This is a genomic window from Streptomyces sp. NPDC017202 (genome assembly GCF_044331705.1).
Taxonomy (GTDB): domain Bacteria; phylum Actinomycetota; class Actinomycetes; order Streptomycetales; family Streptomycetaceae; genus Streptomyces.
The window spans coordinates 50,672-65,502 of sequence record NZ_JBIRNP010000002.1; the positions used below are offsets into that span (position 1 = coordinate 50,672).

General features: G+C 72.8%; 12 protein-coding genes and 3 tRNA genes. 8 read left to right on the forward strand and 7 right to left on the reverse strand.

The genetic code is table 11. The features are described from left to right. Nucleotides 1–14: 14 nt before the first annotated feature. The 3 genes from purL to purS are packed head-to-tail and all read right to left on the reverse strand — an operon-like array spanning nucleotide 15 to nucleotide 3,210. On the reverse strand, nucleotides 15–2,273 hold the full coding sequence (gene purL / locus ACH4N1_RS04400; protein ID WP_398094456.1) for a phosphoribosylformylglycinamidine synthase subunit PurL: 2,259 nt from the start codon (nucleotides 2,271–2,273) through the stop codon (nucleotides 15–17). Further along, nucleotides 2,270–2,950: a phosphoribosylformylglycinamidine synthase subunit PurQ gene (purQ, locus tag ACH4N1_RS04405; protein ID WP_398094458.1), complete on the reverse strand. Its 681-nt coding sequence runs from the start codon at nucleotides 2,948–2,950 to the stop codon at nucleotides 2,270–2,272. The genes purL and purQ overlap by 4 nt, the downstream gene beginning before the upstream one ends. After that, nucleotides 2,947–3,210 carry a phosphoribosylformylglycinamidine synthase subunit PurS gene (gene purS / locus ACH4N1_RS04410; RefSeq protein ID WP_015659417.1) on the reverse strand — a complete coding sequence of 88 codons (264 nt, stop codon included), beginning with the start codon at nucleotides 3,208–3,210 and terminating at the stop codon, nucleotides 2,947–2,949. Before purS ends, purQ begins: the two co-directional genes overlap by 4 nt. Before the next feature lie 362 nt (nucleotides 3,211–3,572). Here purS and ACH4N1_RS04415 point away from each other — a divergent pair, with 362 nt between their 5' ends. The 8 genes from ACH4N1_RS04415 (at nucleotide 3,573) to ACH4N1_RS04450 (ending at nucleotide 8,304) form a co-directional block, all read left to right on the forward strand. Further along, complete coding sequence (locus ACH4N1_RS04415; protein ID WP_398094460.1) at nucleotides 3,573–3,890, forward strand: Lsr2 family protein; 318 nt, start codon at nucleotides 3,573–3,575, stop codon at nucleotides 3,888–3,890. Between the two features lie 159 nt (nucleotides 3,891–4,049). Then, nucleotides 4,050–4,121, forward strand: a tRNA-Gly gene (locus ACH4N1_RS04420). An 80-nt stretch (nucleotides 4,122–4,201) separates the two neighbouring features. Next, nucleotides 4,202–4,277, forward strand: a tRNA-Gly gene (locus ACH4N1_RS04425). Nucleotides 4,278–4,485: 208 nt separating this feature from the next. Continuing rightward, on the forward strand, nucleotides 4,486–5,442 hold the full coding sequence (locus ACH4N1_RS04430; RefSeq protein WP_398094462.1) for an ABC transporter ATP-binding protein: 957 nt from the start codon (nucleotides 4,486–4,488) through the stop codon (nucleotides 5,440–5,442). 92 nt (nucleotides 5,443–5,534) lie between these two features. Continuing rightward, nucleotides 5,535–6,278: an ABC transporter permease gene (locus tag ACH4N1_RS04435; RefSeq protein ID WP_398095221.1), complete on the forward strand. Its 744-nt coding sequence runs from the start codon at nucleotides 5,535–5,537 to the stop codon at nucleotides 6,276–6,278. Between the two features lie 29 nt (nucleotides 6,279–6,307). Beyond that, on the forward strand, nucleotides 6,308–7,597 hold the full coding sequence (locus ACH4N1_RS04440; protein ID WP_398094463.1) for a sensor histidine kinase: 1,290 nt from the start codon (nucleotides 6,308–6,310) through the stop codon (nucleotides 7,595–7,597). Beyond that, nucleotides 7,594–8,208: a response regulator gene (locus ACH4N1_RS04445; protein WP_398094464.1), complete on the forward strand. Its 615-nt coding sequence runs from the start codon at nucleotides 7,594–7,596 to the stop codon at nucleotides 8,206–8,208. Before ACH4N1_RS04440 ends, ACH4N1_RS04445 begins: the two co-directional genes overlap by 4 nt. A 23-nt stretch (nucleotides 8,209–8,231) precedes the next feature. Then, nucleotides 8,232–8,304 (forward strand) — tRNA-Gly (locus ACH4N1_RS04450). A gap of 52 nt (nucleotides 8,305–8,356) precedes the next feature. Here ACH4N1_RS04450 and ACH4N1_RS04455 read toward each other — a convergent pair. From ACH4N1_RS04455 to purD, 4 genes are all read right to left on the reverse strand, one after another. Then, complete coding sequence (locus ACH4N1_RS04455; protein ID WP_398094466.1) at nucleotides 8,357–9,256, reverse strand: phosphoribosylaminoimidazolesuccinocarboxamide synthase; 900 nt, start codon at nucleotides 9,254–9,256, stop codon at nucleotides 8,357–8,359. A 179-nt stretch (nucleotides 9,257–9,435) separates the two neighbouring features. Further along, nucleotides 9,436–10,929, reverse strand: a complete 1,494-nt coding sequence (locus tag ACH4N1_RS04460) for a N,N-dimethylformamidase beta subunit family domain-containing protein (RefSeq protein WP_398094468.1) — start codon at nucleotides 10,927–10,929, stop codon at nucleotides 9,436–9,438. A gap of 385 nt (nucleotides 10,930–11,314) precedes the next feature. Continuing rightward, a complete protein-coding gene (locus ACH4N1_RS04465; RefSeq protein ID WP_398094469.1) occupies nucleotides 11,315–13,075 on the reverse strand; it encodes a hypothetical protein in 1,761 nt (586 codons plus the stop codon). A gap of 303 nt (nucleotides 13,076–13,378) precedes the next feature. Next, nucleotides 13,379–14,635 (reverse strand): phosphoribosylamine--glycine ligase, encoded by a 1,257-nt coding sequence (gene purD / locus ACH4N1_RS04470; RefSeq protein WP_398094470.1) that lies wholly within the window; start codon nucleotides 14,633–14,635, stop codon nucleotides 13,379–13,381. Nucleotides 14,636–14,831 lie beyond the last annotated feature (196 nt).

Below are 14,831 nucleotides of genomic sequence, written 5' to 3' on the forward strand. Positions count from 1 at the left end.
GGGCGGCGCGCCGCCTACGCGAGCAGCGCCGGGATGGTGTCCTCGTGCGCCCTGCGCAGGTCCTCCAGGGAGAGCGCGAACTCGCCCTGGACGTCGACCGTGTCGCCGTCGACGACACCGACGCGGGTGGCCGGCAGGCCGCGGGCGCCGCACATGTCGGTGAAGCGCAGCTCCTCCGAGCGCGGGACGGCGACGACCGCGCGGCCCGCCGACTCCGAGAAGAGGAACGTGAACGCGTCCAGGCCGTCCGGGACGACCAGGCGGGCACCCTTCTCCCCGAGCAGCGCCGACTCGACCACGGCCTGGATCAGACCGCCGTCGGACAGGTCGTGCGCGGCGTCGATCATGCCGTCGCGGGACGCGGAGATCAGGATCTCGGCCAGCAGGCGCTCGCGCTCCAGGTCGACCTTCGGGGGCAGGCCGCCGAGGTGGTCGTGGATCACCTGGGACCAGGCCGAACCGCCGAACTCCTCACGGGTGTCGCCGAGGAGGTACAGCAGCTGGCCCTCCTCCTGGAAGGCGACCGGGGTACGGCGCGCGACGTCGTCGATGACACCGAGGACGGCCACGACCGGCGTCGGGTGGATGGCCGCCTCACCCGTCTGGTTGTAGAGCGAGACGTTGCCGCCGGTCACCGGGGTGCCCAACTGCCGGCAGGCGTCGGCGAGTCCGCGGACGGCCTCGGCGAACTGCCACATGACGGCCGGGTCCTCGGGCGAACCGAAGTTCAGGCAGTCGGAGACGGCGAGCGGCTTGGCGCCGGTCGTCGCCACGTTGCGGTACGCCTCCGCGAGCGCGAGCTGGGCGCCGTGGTAGGGGTCCAGCTTCGCGTACCGGCCGTTGCCGTCGGTGGCGATGGCGACGCCGAGGCCGGTCTCCTCGTCGATGCGGATCATGCCCGAGTCCTCGGGCTGGGCGAGGACCGTGTTGCCCTGCACGAAGTGGTCGTACTGGGACGTGATCCACTTCTTGGAGGCCTGGTTCGGGGAGGACACCAGCTTCAGGACCTGGTCCTTCAGCTCCGCACCCGTGGTCGGCCTGGGCAGCTTGTTCGCGTCGTCGGCCTGGAGGGCGTCCTGCCAGTCCGGGCGGGCGTAGGGGCGCTCGTAGACCGGGCCGTCGTGGGCGACCGTGCGCGGGTCGACGTCGACGATCTTGCCGCCGTGCCAGTAGATCTCCAGGCGGTCGCCGTCGGTCACCTCACCGATGACGGTGGCGATGACGTCCCACTTGTCGCAGATCTCCAGGAAGCGGTCGACCTTCTCCGGCTCGACGACCGCGCACATGCGTTCCTGCGACTCGCTCATGAGGATCTCCTCGGGCGAGAGCGTGGAGTCGCGCAGCGGTACGTCGTCCAGCGTCACGCGCATGCCGCCGGAGCCGTTCGACGCCAGCTCGCTCGTCGCGCAGGACAGGCCCGCCGCGCCGAGGTCCTGGATGCCGACGACGAGCTTCTCGGCGAAGGCCTCCAGGGTGCACTCGATGAGGAGCTTCTCCTGGAAGGGGTCGCCGACCTGGACCGCCGGGCGCTTCGACGGCTTGGCGTCGTCGAAGGTCTCCGAGGCCAGGATCGAGGCGCCGCCGATGCCGTCGCCGCCGGTCCGGGCGCCGTACAGGATGACCTTGTTGCCGGCGCCGGACGCCTTCGCGAGGTGGATGTCCTCGTGCCGCATCACGCCGATGGCACCGGCGTTGACCAGCGGGTTGCCCTGGTAGCAGGCGTCGAAGACGACCTCGCCGCCGATGTTGGGCAGGCCCAGGCAGTTGCCGTAGCCGCCGATGCCGGCGACGACGCCCGGGAGGACGCGCTTGGTGTCGGGGTGGTCGGCCGCGCCGAAGCGCAGCGGGTCGACCACGGCCACCGGCCGCGCGCCCATCGCGATGATGTCGCGGACGATGCCGCCGACACCGGTCGCGGCGCCCTGGTAGGGCTCGACGTACGAGGGGTGGTTGTGCGACTCGACCTTGAAGGTCACCGCGTAGCCCTGGCCGACGTCGACGACGCCCGCGTTCTCGCCGATGCCCACGAGCAGGGCGTCGGACTGGGGGGCCTTCTCGCCGAACTGGCGCAGGTGGACCTTGGAGGACTTGTACGAGCAGTGCTCGGACCACATGACCGAGTACATGGCGAGTTCGGCGCCGGTCGGGCGGCGGCCGAGGATCTCCACCACCCGCTCGTACTCGTCCTTCTTCAGGCCGAGTTCGGCCCAGGGCAGCTCGACGTCGGGGGTAGCGGCCGCGTGCTCGACCGTGTCCAGAGGCGTCCGGCTCATGCGTTGACCAGCTTCTTGAGGATCGAGGTGAAGAAGGGGAGGCCGTCGGTGCGGCCGGAGCCGATGAGCGGCTCGACGGCGTGCTCCGGGTGCGGCATGAGGCCGACGACGTTCCCGGCCTCGTTGGTGATGCCGGCGATGTCACGGAGCGAACCGTTGGGGTTCAGGTCCAGGTAGCGGAAGGCGACCCGGCCCTCGGCCTCGAGCTGGTCGAGGGTGTACTCGTCGGCGACGTACCGGCCGTCCATGTTCTTCAGCGGGATGTGGATCTCCTGGCCGGCCGTGTAGTCGGTCGTCCAGGCGGTGTCCGCGTTCTCCACCCGCAGCTTCTGGTCGCGGCAGATGAAGTGGAGGTGGTCGTTGCCGAGCATCGCGCCCGGGAGGAGGTGGGCCTCGGTGAGGATCTGGAAGCCGTTGCAGATGCCGAGGACCGGCAGTCCGGCCTTCGCCTGCTCGATGAGGGGCTCCATCACCGGCGAGAAACGGGCGATGGCTCCGGCGCGCAGATAGTCGCCGTAGGAGAAACCGCCGCACAGCACCACGGCGTCGACCTGGTGAAGGTCCTTGTCCTTGTGCCAGAGCGCGACCGGTTCGGCGCCCGCGAGCCGGATCGCGCGCTGCGTGTCCCGGTCGTCGAGGCTGCCCGGGAAAGTGACGACGCCAATACGAGCGGTCACTTCGCGGCCTCCGCGACTTCCTCCACCTTGACGGTGAAGTCCTCGATCACGGTGTTGGCGAGGAAGGATTCCGCAAGATCGTGGATGCGGGCGAGCGCGGCCTCGTCGACCGGTCCGTCAACTTCCAGTTCGAATCGCTTTCCCTGACGTACGTCGGAGATGCCTTCGAAACCCAGCCGCGGCAGTGCGCGCTGCACCGCCTGGCCCTGGGGGTCGAGGATCTCCGGCTTGAGCATGACGTCGACTACGACGCGTGCCACTGGCACTCCCGGTGTTGTGGTGCTGAGCAGGTTCCTGCGTGTGCCTTCAGACTACCCGCACAAAATTTCTACGCGAGTAGAGTTGTAGGAAACTACGTGAGCGCGATCACGATCGGGTACCGAATCAGGTGGTGGAGCGGGTCCCTCGCGGAAAATTCCGGGAAAGATCCGTGATGCGTCCCGGCTGCCTATTGCGCTGGGACACGCTGACAGATTTAGTCGAGCTTCACATTCGATTGCCGGGCACTGTACAAATGAAATGGCAATAGCCGATACTTTGCCCCATAACAGGCGAACAGTCGACATCTCCGTGACGTCTTGGCACGTCATCGCAGAGCTGTCGCACGAAGGGACCGATATTCGTGGCGCAGAAGGTCGTGGTCACTCTCTTTGACGACATCGACGGCTCGGAAGCGGCGGAAACGATCGCCTTCGGACTCGACGGCAGGTCGTACGAGATCGATCTGAATGAAGCCAATGCCGGGAAACTGCGCGAGGCACTCGCGCCCTACGTGGAGGCCGGCCGCAAGCGGTCCAGGTCCGGCAAGGCGTACCGGCAGACGGAGGTCGCCCCCGACCCGGCGGCGGTCCGCGCCTGGGCCCAGGCCAACAAGCTGGACGTGCCCGCGCGCGGCCGCATCCCCAAGAAGGTCTACGAGGCGTTCGCCGAGGCGCAGTGAGCCGGCGGGGCCGGCCCTGAGCACGGCGGCCGGCCGGGGTCTGCGGGGTCCGTCACCGGACCCCGGGGGCAACCGACTTGCGCTACCCCCCACATGGTCGGCTAATGTCTGGAGCACGCCAGCGGGACGGGGCCGAAAAGCCCAGGTCACCGAGGTCGTGCGGGTGTAGTTCAGTAGTAGAACATCCCCCTTCCAGGGGGAAGGCGCAGTGTGCAATTCCTGTCACCCGCTCTGCATCACCGTCCCGGTCCACCTCGTGGATCAGGTAGGCTGGTGCCCGCGCCGACCGGTGAAAGCCCGTCGGATGCAATGCGGACGTAGCTCAGTTGGTAGAGCGCAACCTTGCCAAGGTTGAGGTCGCGAGTTCGAGCCTCGTCGTCCGCTCCATACCGAAGGCCCTGGTCACCGACCGGGGCCTTCGGCGTATCTCCCCTTCCTGCTTGTTCCCTCTTGTTCCCTCTCGCCTCCGTGCCCTCCCCTCTTCGCGCTTCGCGCTGTCGCTCTTCGGGCATCACGCTCCGCTGCTGACATTTGTCATGCGGAGCGATGACAAGGCGCACTGCCGCCGGCGGTCCGCCGCCGGAATGCTGGAGTCATGGAAGCCAGGGACACGGAAGAACACGTGATAGAGGTCACCGGCCTCCGGCGTGTGTACGGGGGCGGGTTCGAGGCGGTCCGCGGGATCTCCTTCCACGTCGGACGCGGCGAGGTCTTCGCGCTGCTCGGCACCAACGGGGCCGGCAAGACCTCCACGGTCGAGCTGCTCGAAGGGCTCGCACGGCCCGACGGGGGGCGGGTCCGGATCCTCGGTCACGATCCCTTCACCGAGCGGGCCGCCGTACGGCCGCGGACCGGGGTGATGCTCCAGGAGGGCGGCTTCCCGTCCGAGCTGAGCGTCGCCGAGACCGCGCGGATGTGGGCGGGCTGTGTCAGCGGGGCCCGGCCGGTCGCGGAGGCGCTGGCGCTGGTCGGGCTCGCCGGGAAGGCCGGCGTACGGGTGAAGCAGTTGTCGGGGGGCGAGCGGCGACGGCTCGATCTGGCGCTCGCGCTGCTCGGGGAGCCGGAGGTGCTGTTCCTCGACGAGCCGACCACCGGGCTGGACGCCGAGGGCCGGCGGGACACCTGGGACCTGGTGCGCGCCCTGCGGGACGCCGGGACGACGGTACTGCTGACGACGCACTACCTGGAGGAGGCGGAGGGTCTCGCCGACCGGCTGGCCATCCTGCACCGGGGGCGGATCGCGGCCTCCGGGACGCCCGCCGAGGTGACCGCCGAGCAGCCGTCCCGGATCTCCTTCCGGCTGCCGGAGGGGTACTTCGTGGGCGATCTGCCGCCGCTGGACGCCCTGGGCGTGTGCGACCACGAGACCGACGGACGGCTGGTGCGGCTGCGGACCCGGGAGTTGCAGCGGGCGGCCACCGCACTGCTGGTGTGGGCCGAGCGGGCCGGGGTGGAACTGCGGGGGCTCGACCTGCGGTCGGCCTCGCTGGAGGAGGCGTTCCTGGGCATCGCCCGGGAGGCGTCGGAGAAGGACGAGGAGGTCGCGGCATGAGCGGGGGTACGGTCAGAAGTCCGGCGGGGGACGCGGTCGGGGGGCCCGTGGGTGCCCGGGCCAGGGGTGCGGTGACCACTCCCGGGAGCCGGATGGCCGCCCTCGCCCGCGCCGAACTCACGCTGCTGGGGCGGAGCAGGGCCACCGTCGTCGCCGCCGTCCTGGTGCCGCTCGGGCTGCCGTTCAGCCTGCGGCCGGTGGTGGACGACATGAACGTGGAGGACTCCGGACTCAGCGTCGGGCTGGTGCTGCTGCCCGCCGCGATCGGGTTCTCGCTGCTGTTCGGGGTGTACTCGGCGCTGACCGGCATCTACACCGCCCGGCGCGAGGAACTCGTGCTGAAGCGGCTGCGCACCGGCGAACTGCGGGACGTCGAGGTCGTCGCCGGTTCCGCGCTGCCGGTGTTCGCCATGGGGCTGGTGCAGTGCCTGGTGCTGGCGGTGGGCTGCACGGCCTTCCTCGACGTGCCCGCCCCCGAGGCGCCCCACCTCGCCGTCCTGGGGGTGCTACTGGGCCTGGTGATGTGCTCGGCGCTGGGCGCGGTCACCGCGAGCGTGACGCGGACCGTGGAGAGCGCTCAGGTGACCACCCTGCCCTTCGTGCTGGTGTCGATGGTCGCCTCCGGGGTGACCGTCCCGCTGGAGCTGCTGCCCGGCCGGGTCGCCTCCGGCTTCGAACTGCTGCCGCTGAGCCCGGTGATCACCCTGGTCCGCGGCGGGTGGAGCGGCGACCTCTCGGCGTACGAGGCCCTGGGTGCGCTGGTGACGGCGCTGGCCTGGACCGTGCTGGCGGTGTTTGCTGTACGGCGGTGGTTCCGGTGGGAGCCGCGGCGCTGACGGACCGGGGACACGGGGGAGGGACGCGGATGCGCGGGGCGGGAGGGACCGGCTTTCGCGGGACGGACGTGCTCGGGGCGGGTGGCTGGTGGCGGCGGAAGAGTTCGCCGGCGAAGGTCGAGACCTACACGCGCTGGTCGTTCCACTTCTTCGCGCTGGGCGAGTTCGCGGCGGTGGGCGTGCCGTTCGGCAGCGGGGTGTGGCAGGGGTCCGCGCTGTGGCTGCCGTTGGTCCTGGCCGCGCACTGCGCGCTGTCCGCGGTGACGGCCTCGCGGGCGCTGGACTGGACGCGGGACCGGCGGCCCCGGCCCGTGCGGCTGATGGCGTCGTTCGCCGTCGTCACCGCCGCGGTCGCGGCGGCCGCGCTGTGGACCGCCGACCACGGGCCGGGCGGTCCGGGCGGCAAGGCGGTGGACACCGCCGCGGGCGGGGTCTTCGGCGTCGCCCTGGTCTTCGCGGCGGGCGTCACCGCCCTCGGCGTCCGCGGCTGGCGGCACGCTCTCGTGGTCGTCGCCGCCCACTCCGCGGGCGCCGGAGTCGTGGCGCTGCTGTTCGGGGCGCCCGGCCCGGCCGTCCTGGTCTCGATGGCGGCGGTGCTCGTCGGCGGCGGCTTCATCGCCACCACCTCCGTCTTCTCGGTCTGGCTCCTCGACACCGTCTACCGGCTCGACGAGGCCCGCGAGACCCGCGCCCGGCTCGCCGTCGCCGAGGAACGGCTGCGGTTCGGCCGCGACCTGCACGACGTGATGGGCCGGAACCTGGCGGTGATCGCCCTCAAGAGCGAGCTGGCCGTGCAGCTGGCCCGTCGGGGGCGCCCCGAGGCCGTCGAGCAGATGATCGAGGTCCAGCGGATCGCGCGGGAGTCCCAGCGGGAGGTGCGGGACGTCGTACGCGGGTACCGGGAGGCCGACCTCGGGATCGAACTCGTCGGCGCGCAGGGGGTGCTGACGGCGGCCGGGATCGACTGCGAGGTGCGCGGGGAGGCCGGCGGACTGCCCGCCGAGGTGCAGTCGGCGCTCGGCTGGGTGGTGCGGGAGACGACCACGAACGTGCTGCGGCACGGGGATGCGGGAAGGTGCGCGGTGGAGGTCCGGGTGACCGGCGGGAAGGTGGTGCTGACGGTGGAGAACGACGGGGCGGACCGGGCGGACGGCGGCGGCACGTCCGGCGGGGGGTCGGGGCTGGCCGGGCTGGCGGAGCGGTTGCGGAAGGTGGACGGGACGCTGGAGGCGGGGATCGCCGGGGCCGGGGTGTTCCGGGTGGTGGCCGAGGTGCCGCTGGCCGTGCAGGACGTCGCGGTGGGCGAGGCCGCCTCGTGAGCGGTGTGGTGCGGGTGCTGCTCGCCGACGACGAACACCTGATCCGGGGCGCGCTGGCCGCGCTGCTCTCGCTGGAGGACGATCTGGTGGTCGTCGCCGAGGCGGCCACCGGGCCCGAGGCCCTGGCGATGGCGCGGGCGCACCGGCCGGACGTGGCCGTCCTGGATCTCCAGATGCCGGGCGCCGACGGTGTGAAGGTCGCCACATCGCTGCGGGCCGAACTGCCCGACTGCCAGGCGTTGATCGTGACCAGCCACGGCCGCCCCGGCCATCTGAAACGGGCGCTTGCGGCGGGTGTGCGCGGGTTCGTCCCGAAGACGGTGAGCGCACAGCGGCTCGCGGAGATCATCCGTACCGTGCGGGCCGGAAACCGTTATGTCGACCCCGAGTTGGCCGCCGACGCGATCGCCGCCGGGGACTCCCCGCTGACCCCGCGCGAGGCGGAGGTGCTCGAACTCGCCGCCGACGGGGCGCCCGTCACGGAGATCGCCGAGCGGGCCGCGCTGTCGCCGGGGACGGTGCGCAACTACCTGTCGTCGGCCGTGTCCAAGCTGGGAGCGGAGAACCGCCACGCGGCGGTACGTCTCGCGCGTGAGCGGGGTTGGGTATAGTTGCTCTCGCGCCACGGCGCACTGCGGACGTAGCTCAGTTGGTAGAGCGCAACCTTGCCAAGGTTGAGGTCGCGAGTTCGAGCCTCGTCGTCCGCTCTGGATCAAGCCCCCCGGTCTCGGCCGGGGGGCTTCGTCGTGCCCGGAAGCGCTACGACCAGCTCGTGCCCGTCAACCGCTCGTACGCCTCGATGTACTTGGCGCGGGTCGCGTCCACGACCTCCTGCGGCAGCGCCGGCGGCGGCTGCTCGCCGGCCCGGTCCCAGCCGGAGGCCTGCGAGGTCAGCCAGTCCCGCACGAACTGCTTGTCGTACGACGGCTGCGCGCGGCCCGGCTGCCAGGTGTCGGCCGGCCAGAAGCGGGAGGAGTCCGGGGTGAGGACCTCGTCGGCGATGACGAGCGTCTCGCCCTCGAAGCCGAACTCGAACTTGGTGTCCGCGAGGATGATGCCCCGGTCGCGGGCGATGTCCCGGGCCCGGCCGTAGACCGCGAGGGTCGTCTGGCGCAGCCGGGCGGCGGTGTCGGCGCCGACCTGGCGGGCGACCTCCTCGTAGGAGACGTTCTCGTCGTGGTCGCCGACCGCGGCCTTGGTGGCCGGGGTGAAGATCGGGGCGGGCAGCTCGGAGCCGTCGACCAGGCCTTCGGGGAGGGCGAGGCCGCAGACCGTGCGGGACTGCTCGTACTCGGCCAGGCCCGAGCCGGTGAGGTAGCCGCGGGCCACGCACTCGACCGGGACCATCTTCAGCGACTTGCAGACGAGGGTGCGGCCGGCCCAGTCGGCGGGGGCGCCGTCGGGCAGCTCGGTGCTCAGGACGTGGTGCGGGACGAGGTCGGCGAGCTGGTCGAACCACCACAGGGAGAGCTGCGTCAGCACGCGGCCCTTGTCGGGGATCTCGGTGGGCAGGACCCAGTCGAAGGCGGAGATGCGGTCGCTGGCGACCATCACGAGGTCGCCGGCCTCGTTCCGGTACAGCTCGCGCACCTTGCCGGTGTGCAGATGCACCAGGCCCGGCACCTCCAGGGGTTCGGGCTTTTCTACGAATCCGGACACGGTTCCTCCCCGTGGTTCTGTCTGAGTGGCTCGATTGTCCCGTACACCGGGATCGGCCGCGGACAGCGGGGGTCGGGGGCACGGCCGGGCGGGGCAGCCGGGTGGACGGCTGCGGGGCCGGGCCGGGGCCGAGAGGGGGACGGCGGCGTGGGCCGGGCGGGGCCACGGCCGGAGGGCCTTCAGTCGCGCTTGCAGATGCGGTCCAGGAGGTTCGCCGTGGCGCGCTGGACGCGGGGGTCCACGTGGCCGGGACGGTCCAGGGCCGGGGACCAGGCGAAGGTGCCGGAGGCGAAGACCAGGGCGCCGGAGGGGGCCCGGTAGAGGGACGTCTCCTGGTGGCGCAGGGCGCCCCTGCTGTCGGTGTAGGGGGAGTGCGCGAGGAGGGTGCGTTCCTCGTGGGGCGGGAGCGGGGTGCGCGGGAAGTAGCGGTCGGCCTCGCCCGCGACCAGGCCCTCGATGCCGTCGCCCTCGTGTGCGCCGGTCGCCTCCCACAGCCAGTGACCGGCGTTGCGCACGATCAAGGGGTGGGGTTCGGGGACCCGGCCCGCGTACTGGATGCCCACCAGCTGCTGTTCGGCGCGGTCGATCTCGCGCCACAGCACGGGCCTGCCGGGGCCCTTGCGTTTGCGGCAGGTCAGCAGGCGGCCGGGGACGCCGGACGGGGAGGGGCCCAGCTCCACCTGCCAGTACAGGGTGTTGGCGGAGAGGAACACGAGTGAGGTGCCGCTGTCGCGGGCGAGTTCCACGGTGCGGCGCATGGCAGTCGACCAGTACTCGTCGTGGCCGGGGAAGACCAGGCCGCGGTAGCGGGTGGGCTGGACGTGACCGGCGTGCAGGTCGCGGGCGTCGGCGTAGGCGAGGTCGTAGCCGTAGCGCTCGGCCCAGCGGATGACGTCGTAGGCGTGGCCGACGTGCAGGGGGAGGCCGGCGCCCGCGTACGGCCGGTCGAAGGAGACGGTCGTCGCCGCGTCGGCCTCGCCGAGGAGGCGGCCGTCCTCGTCCCAGGCGTGGTAGAGGCTGGCGCCGGTGCGGCCGTCCTCGGGGTAGAGGTTGTAGGCCTGCCAGGTGATGTCGGGGAGCAGCAGGAGGAAGTCGGCCGGACGGTTGTCGCGGACGGTGAACGGGATGTGGGAGCGGTGGCCGTCGGCGGTGGTGAGGACGGCGACGTACGCGCCGACGTTCCAGTACGACGGGACCTGGAGGCGCCAGGACAGCCACCAGTGGTGGCAGGAGACCGTGCGGTCGGCCGTCAGGGGCGGGGGCTGGACGATGCCGGGGAGGCGGGGGCTGGTGGTGATCCTGGCCGCGCCGTCACCGTCGTAGTGGCCGATGCGGTAGATGTCGACGCTGAATTCCTGGGGCGGGTCGACGGTGATGTGGAAGTCGATGGCCTCGCCCGGGGCGACCGCGCCGGTGGCGGTGAAGCCCTTGATCTGACGGCGGACGTCGTCGGCGGAGCGGGGGCCTCCGGCGGAACGGGGGGACGGGATCCGGGGGGCCGGCTCCGGGGTGGCGGCGGGGACCGGGTCGACGTACCAGGGGACGACCTGGCCGGTGTCGTCGAAGTAGGTCTCGCTGCCGCGCAGCCACGGGAGGGGGCCCTGGCCGAAGGGATCCGTCACGGCGTGCGCCAGCGCTCCCGATTCCCATCGGCGGATGTGCTTGTGTCCCATGGTGCTTCCCTCCCTCTGACCCCCGTATTGCCGGTGTGTGTGCGGGCTGTTCGCGTGCGGTGCGGATAGGGCTGTGCGGGTGCCGGGCGGGTGCCTGTGGTCGGCAGGCGGTGCGCCCGGGGCACGCCCGTCGCTGGGCGTACGGGCGTGCCTGGCTGGTCGTCTCCTGCCCGTGGCGTGGCGCGGCGCGACGATTCGCGGGTGGTGCGCGGTTGTCCTGTGTCGCCGGCGCTTGCCGTGAGCGGGATCGGTCCCAGCACATCACACAACGCCCGCAGACGGTCACCGTTCGTCGCGAATTGGCTGAAAGTGGAACTAAATGCTCCGCTGCGGGCGGCGGTCGCCTTCCGGCCGGTCGCCCTTCCGCCCGGCCGGCCGGTCCTCGTCAGCCGAGGCGCACGGGCTTCTCCGGGCGTATGCCCACTTCCACCAGCCAGGTGTGCAGTGGGATCGCGTCGCCGTCCTCGACCAGGCTCAGCACGCGGGCCGTCAGGTCGGTCACGCGCTCGCCGTCGACCAGGAGGGTCGGACCGTCGAGCCAGTCGAGGCCGGGGGTGGCGCCCACGATGTCCATCGCGGCGCAGCAGACCATCGCCGTGACGTGGTCGGCGAGCAGTTCGCGGTCGGTGCGCGGGGGCTGGAGCGGGAAGAGCGGGAGCGCGCGGTCGTCCCAGAGCGCGGCCCCGGTGCCCTGGCCGGCCGGTCGCCCTCCCGACCCCGACGGCGCGCCCTCGGCCTCCTCGCGGGCGACCTCGGCCCCGAGGCGGGCGGCCAGGGCGGTGCTCCGGGGGTTCTGGGGGAATCCGTCGTCCTCGTCCGCGTCGCCGAAGGGGGTGCGGGAGACGGGGCCGGACTCTCCGTCCCGGGCGGGGCCGGGACCGGTGAGGTGGTCCAGCACGCGCGCCAGGGTGGGGCCGTGCGCGGCCGGGGTGGTGCGGCGGACGCCCAGGGCGTCCAGCACGCGGTGGAGACGGGCCGCGTCGGTACGCCACTTGCGGTCGACGACCTCGTCCGGATACTCCTGCCAGGCGACCGGGGACCAGTCGGGGCCGGTCTCGGCCGGGCCGCCGTGGAAGAGGCGGGCGGCGAGGAGGGACGTGGCCTCGTCGATCACGCCGGGCTCCTCCAGCAGGTCGCAGGCGGGGCGCTCGCCCAGTCGGGAGGCGAAGCCCTCGGCCAGGCGGTCGCGCCGGGACAGCTCGGTGAGGGCGGCGACCACCCCGACGTCGAGCCGGGAGGGCCAGCGGCCCATCCGCCAGGCGGGCAGCGCCACGCGGGTGAGGAGCCGGTCCCAGCCGGCGTACGCCAGTCCGACCTGCTCCTGGGCGACGATCCGCAGCCCGTAGTCCACGGTCTGGGCCCGTTCGGCCGCCGCCGCGGCCACCCCGCGCTCCATCTCCGCCGCGTGCGTCCGGCAGCTCCGCAGCAGCAGGCGGGCGACCCAGCCGACGCCCGCGCCGAGCAGCCGCACGCCGGGGCTGCGGCCGCGGTCGGCCGACGCGGCCACCGCGGCGTCCAGCCCGTGCACGAAGCGCCGGGCCGCCGCTATGTCGGGGTGCGCCGAAGGGCCCGTACCGGCGACGACCGGGGCGAGGACGGCGCGCAGCTCGCCCACCCGCATCCACCACAGGAACGGGGAGCCGATGACGAGGACCGGCGCCGTCGCCGTACGGCCGTGGGGGTGGGGCCCGGGGCCGGCCATCTCGTCGCGCGCGCGGCGCACGGGCGGGCCGTGGGCCGGGTGGGTGCGGTCCTCCAGCCAGCTGTCGCAGTCCGGGGTGAGCGCTATCGCGGAGGGCGCGGGGACGTCGAGACGGTCGGCGAGGTCGCGCACCAGCCGGTACAGATCGGGGGCCGCGCTCTCGGCGATCGCGACCGTGGGAGTGACGGCGGGCCGGGCCCGGACGACGACCAGGGCGATGACCCCGGCGGCCAGCAGCACGAGGACCGCGAACACGGACGTCGCCCAACGGGCGATGTCCCAGCCGTGGCCCACGAAGCGGCCGCTGGAACCGCCCGCGAGCAGGATCACCGCCGCTGCGGCGGGCAGCAGCGCGACGGCCAGCGCCCGGCTGCGGATCCGCAGCACCGCCAGCGCCCTGGCCCGCGCCCCCTGGGCGCGCGCCTCCACTCCGATACCGGTCACTCCGGACCTCACCCCCTCCCCTCAGTGCAGGCCGTCCCGGCTCTCCTGGTCTTGCTCACTCCCCCACTGTGGCAGTCGCCACCGACATCGCAATGCCGGTGGGCCAAGTGCCGGAACGCTTGCGCCGCACCCTAGTTGGCACGTCGGCGTCCGTCAGCCGGATGGAAGAGCGCTCACCCGATGGAATGGCTTTGGGGAAAGGTGCATGTCCGCGGGCACGGAACAGGCCCCGGATCCGACGGACGTTCCCGTCCTGGACCCGGGGCCTGGAAGTGCCTGCTGGGAGCTGTGCGCCCGCTGGGATCAGCGCGCCTCGGCCGCCGCCTTCGCGGCGATGTCCGTGCGGTACTGGGAACCGTCCAGACCGATGCGCGCGACCGCCCGGTACGCCCGTTCCCGGGCCTGGGCGAGGTCCGCGCCGGTCGCCGTGACGGACAGGACGCGGCCGCCCGCGCTGACCACCGTGTCGCCGTCGCGCCGGGTGCCGGCGTGCAGGACGTACGCGTGCGGGGCGTCCTCGGCGGCCACCTCGTCGAGGCCGGTGATCGGGTCGCCGGTGCGCGGGGTGCCGGGGTAGTTGTGCGAGGCCACGACCACGGTGACGGCCGCCTCGTCGCTCCAGCGCAGGGGCGGCAGGTCGGCGAGGTTGCCGGTGGCGGCGGCCATCAGCACGCCCGCCAGCGGAGTCTTCAGGCGGGCCAGGACGACCTGGGTCTCGGGGTCGCCGAAGCGGGCGTTGAACTCGATGACCCGCACGCCGCGACCGGTGATGGCGAGTCCGGCGTAGAGCAGGCCCGAGAACGGGGTGCCGCGGCGGCGCATCTCGTCGACGGTCGGCTGGAGGACGGTCTCCATCACCTCGTCGACCAGCTTGGGGTCGGCCCAGGGCAGCGGGGAGTACGCGCCCATGCCGCCGGTGTTCGGGCCCTCGTCGCCGTCCAGGGCGCGCTTGAAGTCCTGGGCGGGCCGGAGCGGGACGACCGTCTCGCCGTCGGTGACGGCGAAGAGGGAGACCTCGGGGCCGTCGAGGAACTCCTCGACGACCACCCGGTCGCAGGCGGCGGCGTGCGCCTTCGCGGCCTCCAGGTCGGCGGTCACGACGACACCCTTGCCGGCGGCCAGGCCGTCGTCCTTGACGACGTAGGGCGCGCCGAAGGCGTCGAGGGCGGCGGCGGCCTCGGCGGGCGTGGTGCAGACGTAGGAGCGGGCGGTCGGCACACCGGCCGCGGCCATCACGTCCTTCGCGAACGCCTTGGAGCCCTCCAGCCGGGCGGCCTCCTGGGAGGGTCCGAACACCGGGATGCCCGCCGCGCGCACGGCGTCGGCGACCCCGGCGACCAGGGGCGCCTCCGGGCCCACGATCACGAGCTGCGCGCCCAGCTCGGTGGCCAGCGCGGACACGGCCTTGCCGTCCAGGGCGTCGACCGGGTGCAGCTCGGCGACCTCGCCGATGCCGGCGTTGCCGGGGGCGCAGTGCAGCGCGGTGACCGCGGGGTCGAGGGACAGTGAGCGGCACAGGGCGTGTTCGCGGGCGCCGCTGCCGATGACGAGGACGTTCACGGGGTCAGCCTAACCGGCCCGGCTCCGGGTGCTTGTGCGGGCTTCCGAAGGACGGGGGGCGAGGTGTTCGTAGGTTCCTCCGAAGCGCGCCGTGGGCTGGGGCGACCGCGGGCCGGGGTGCCCTGTCGGCCGGATGCCCTGTCGGCCGGTGTGACCGTGAGGCGGTTGACCGTGAAGTGGGTGACCATGGGCGGCC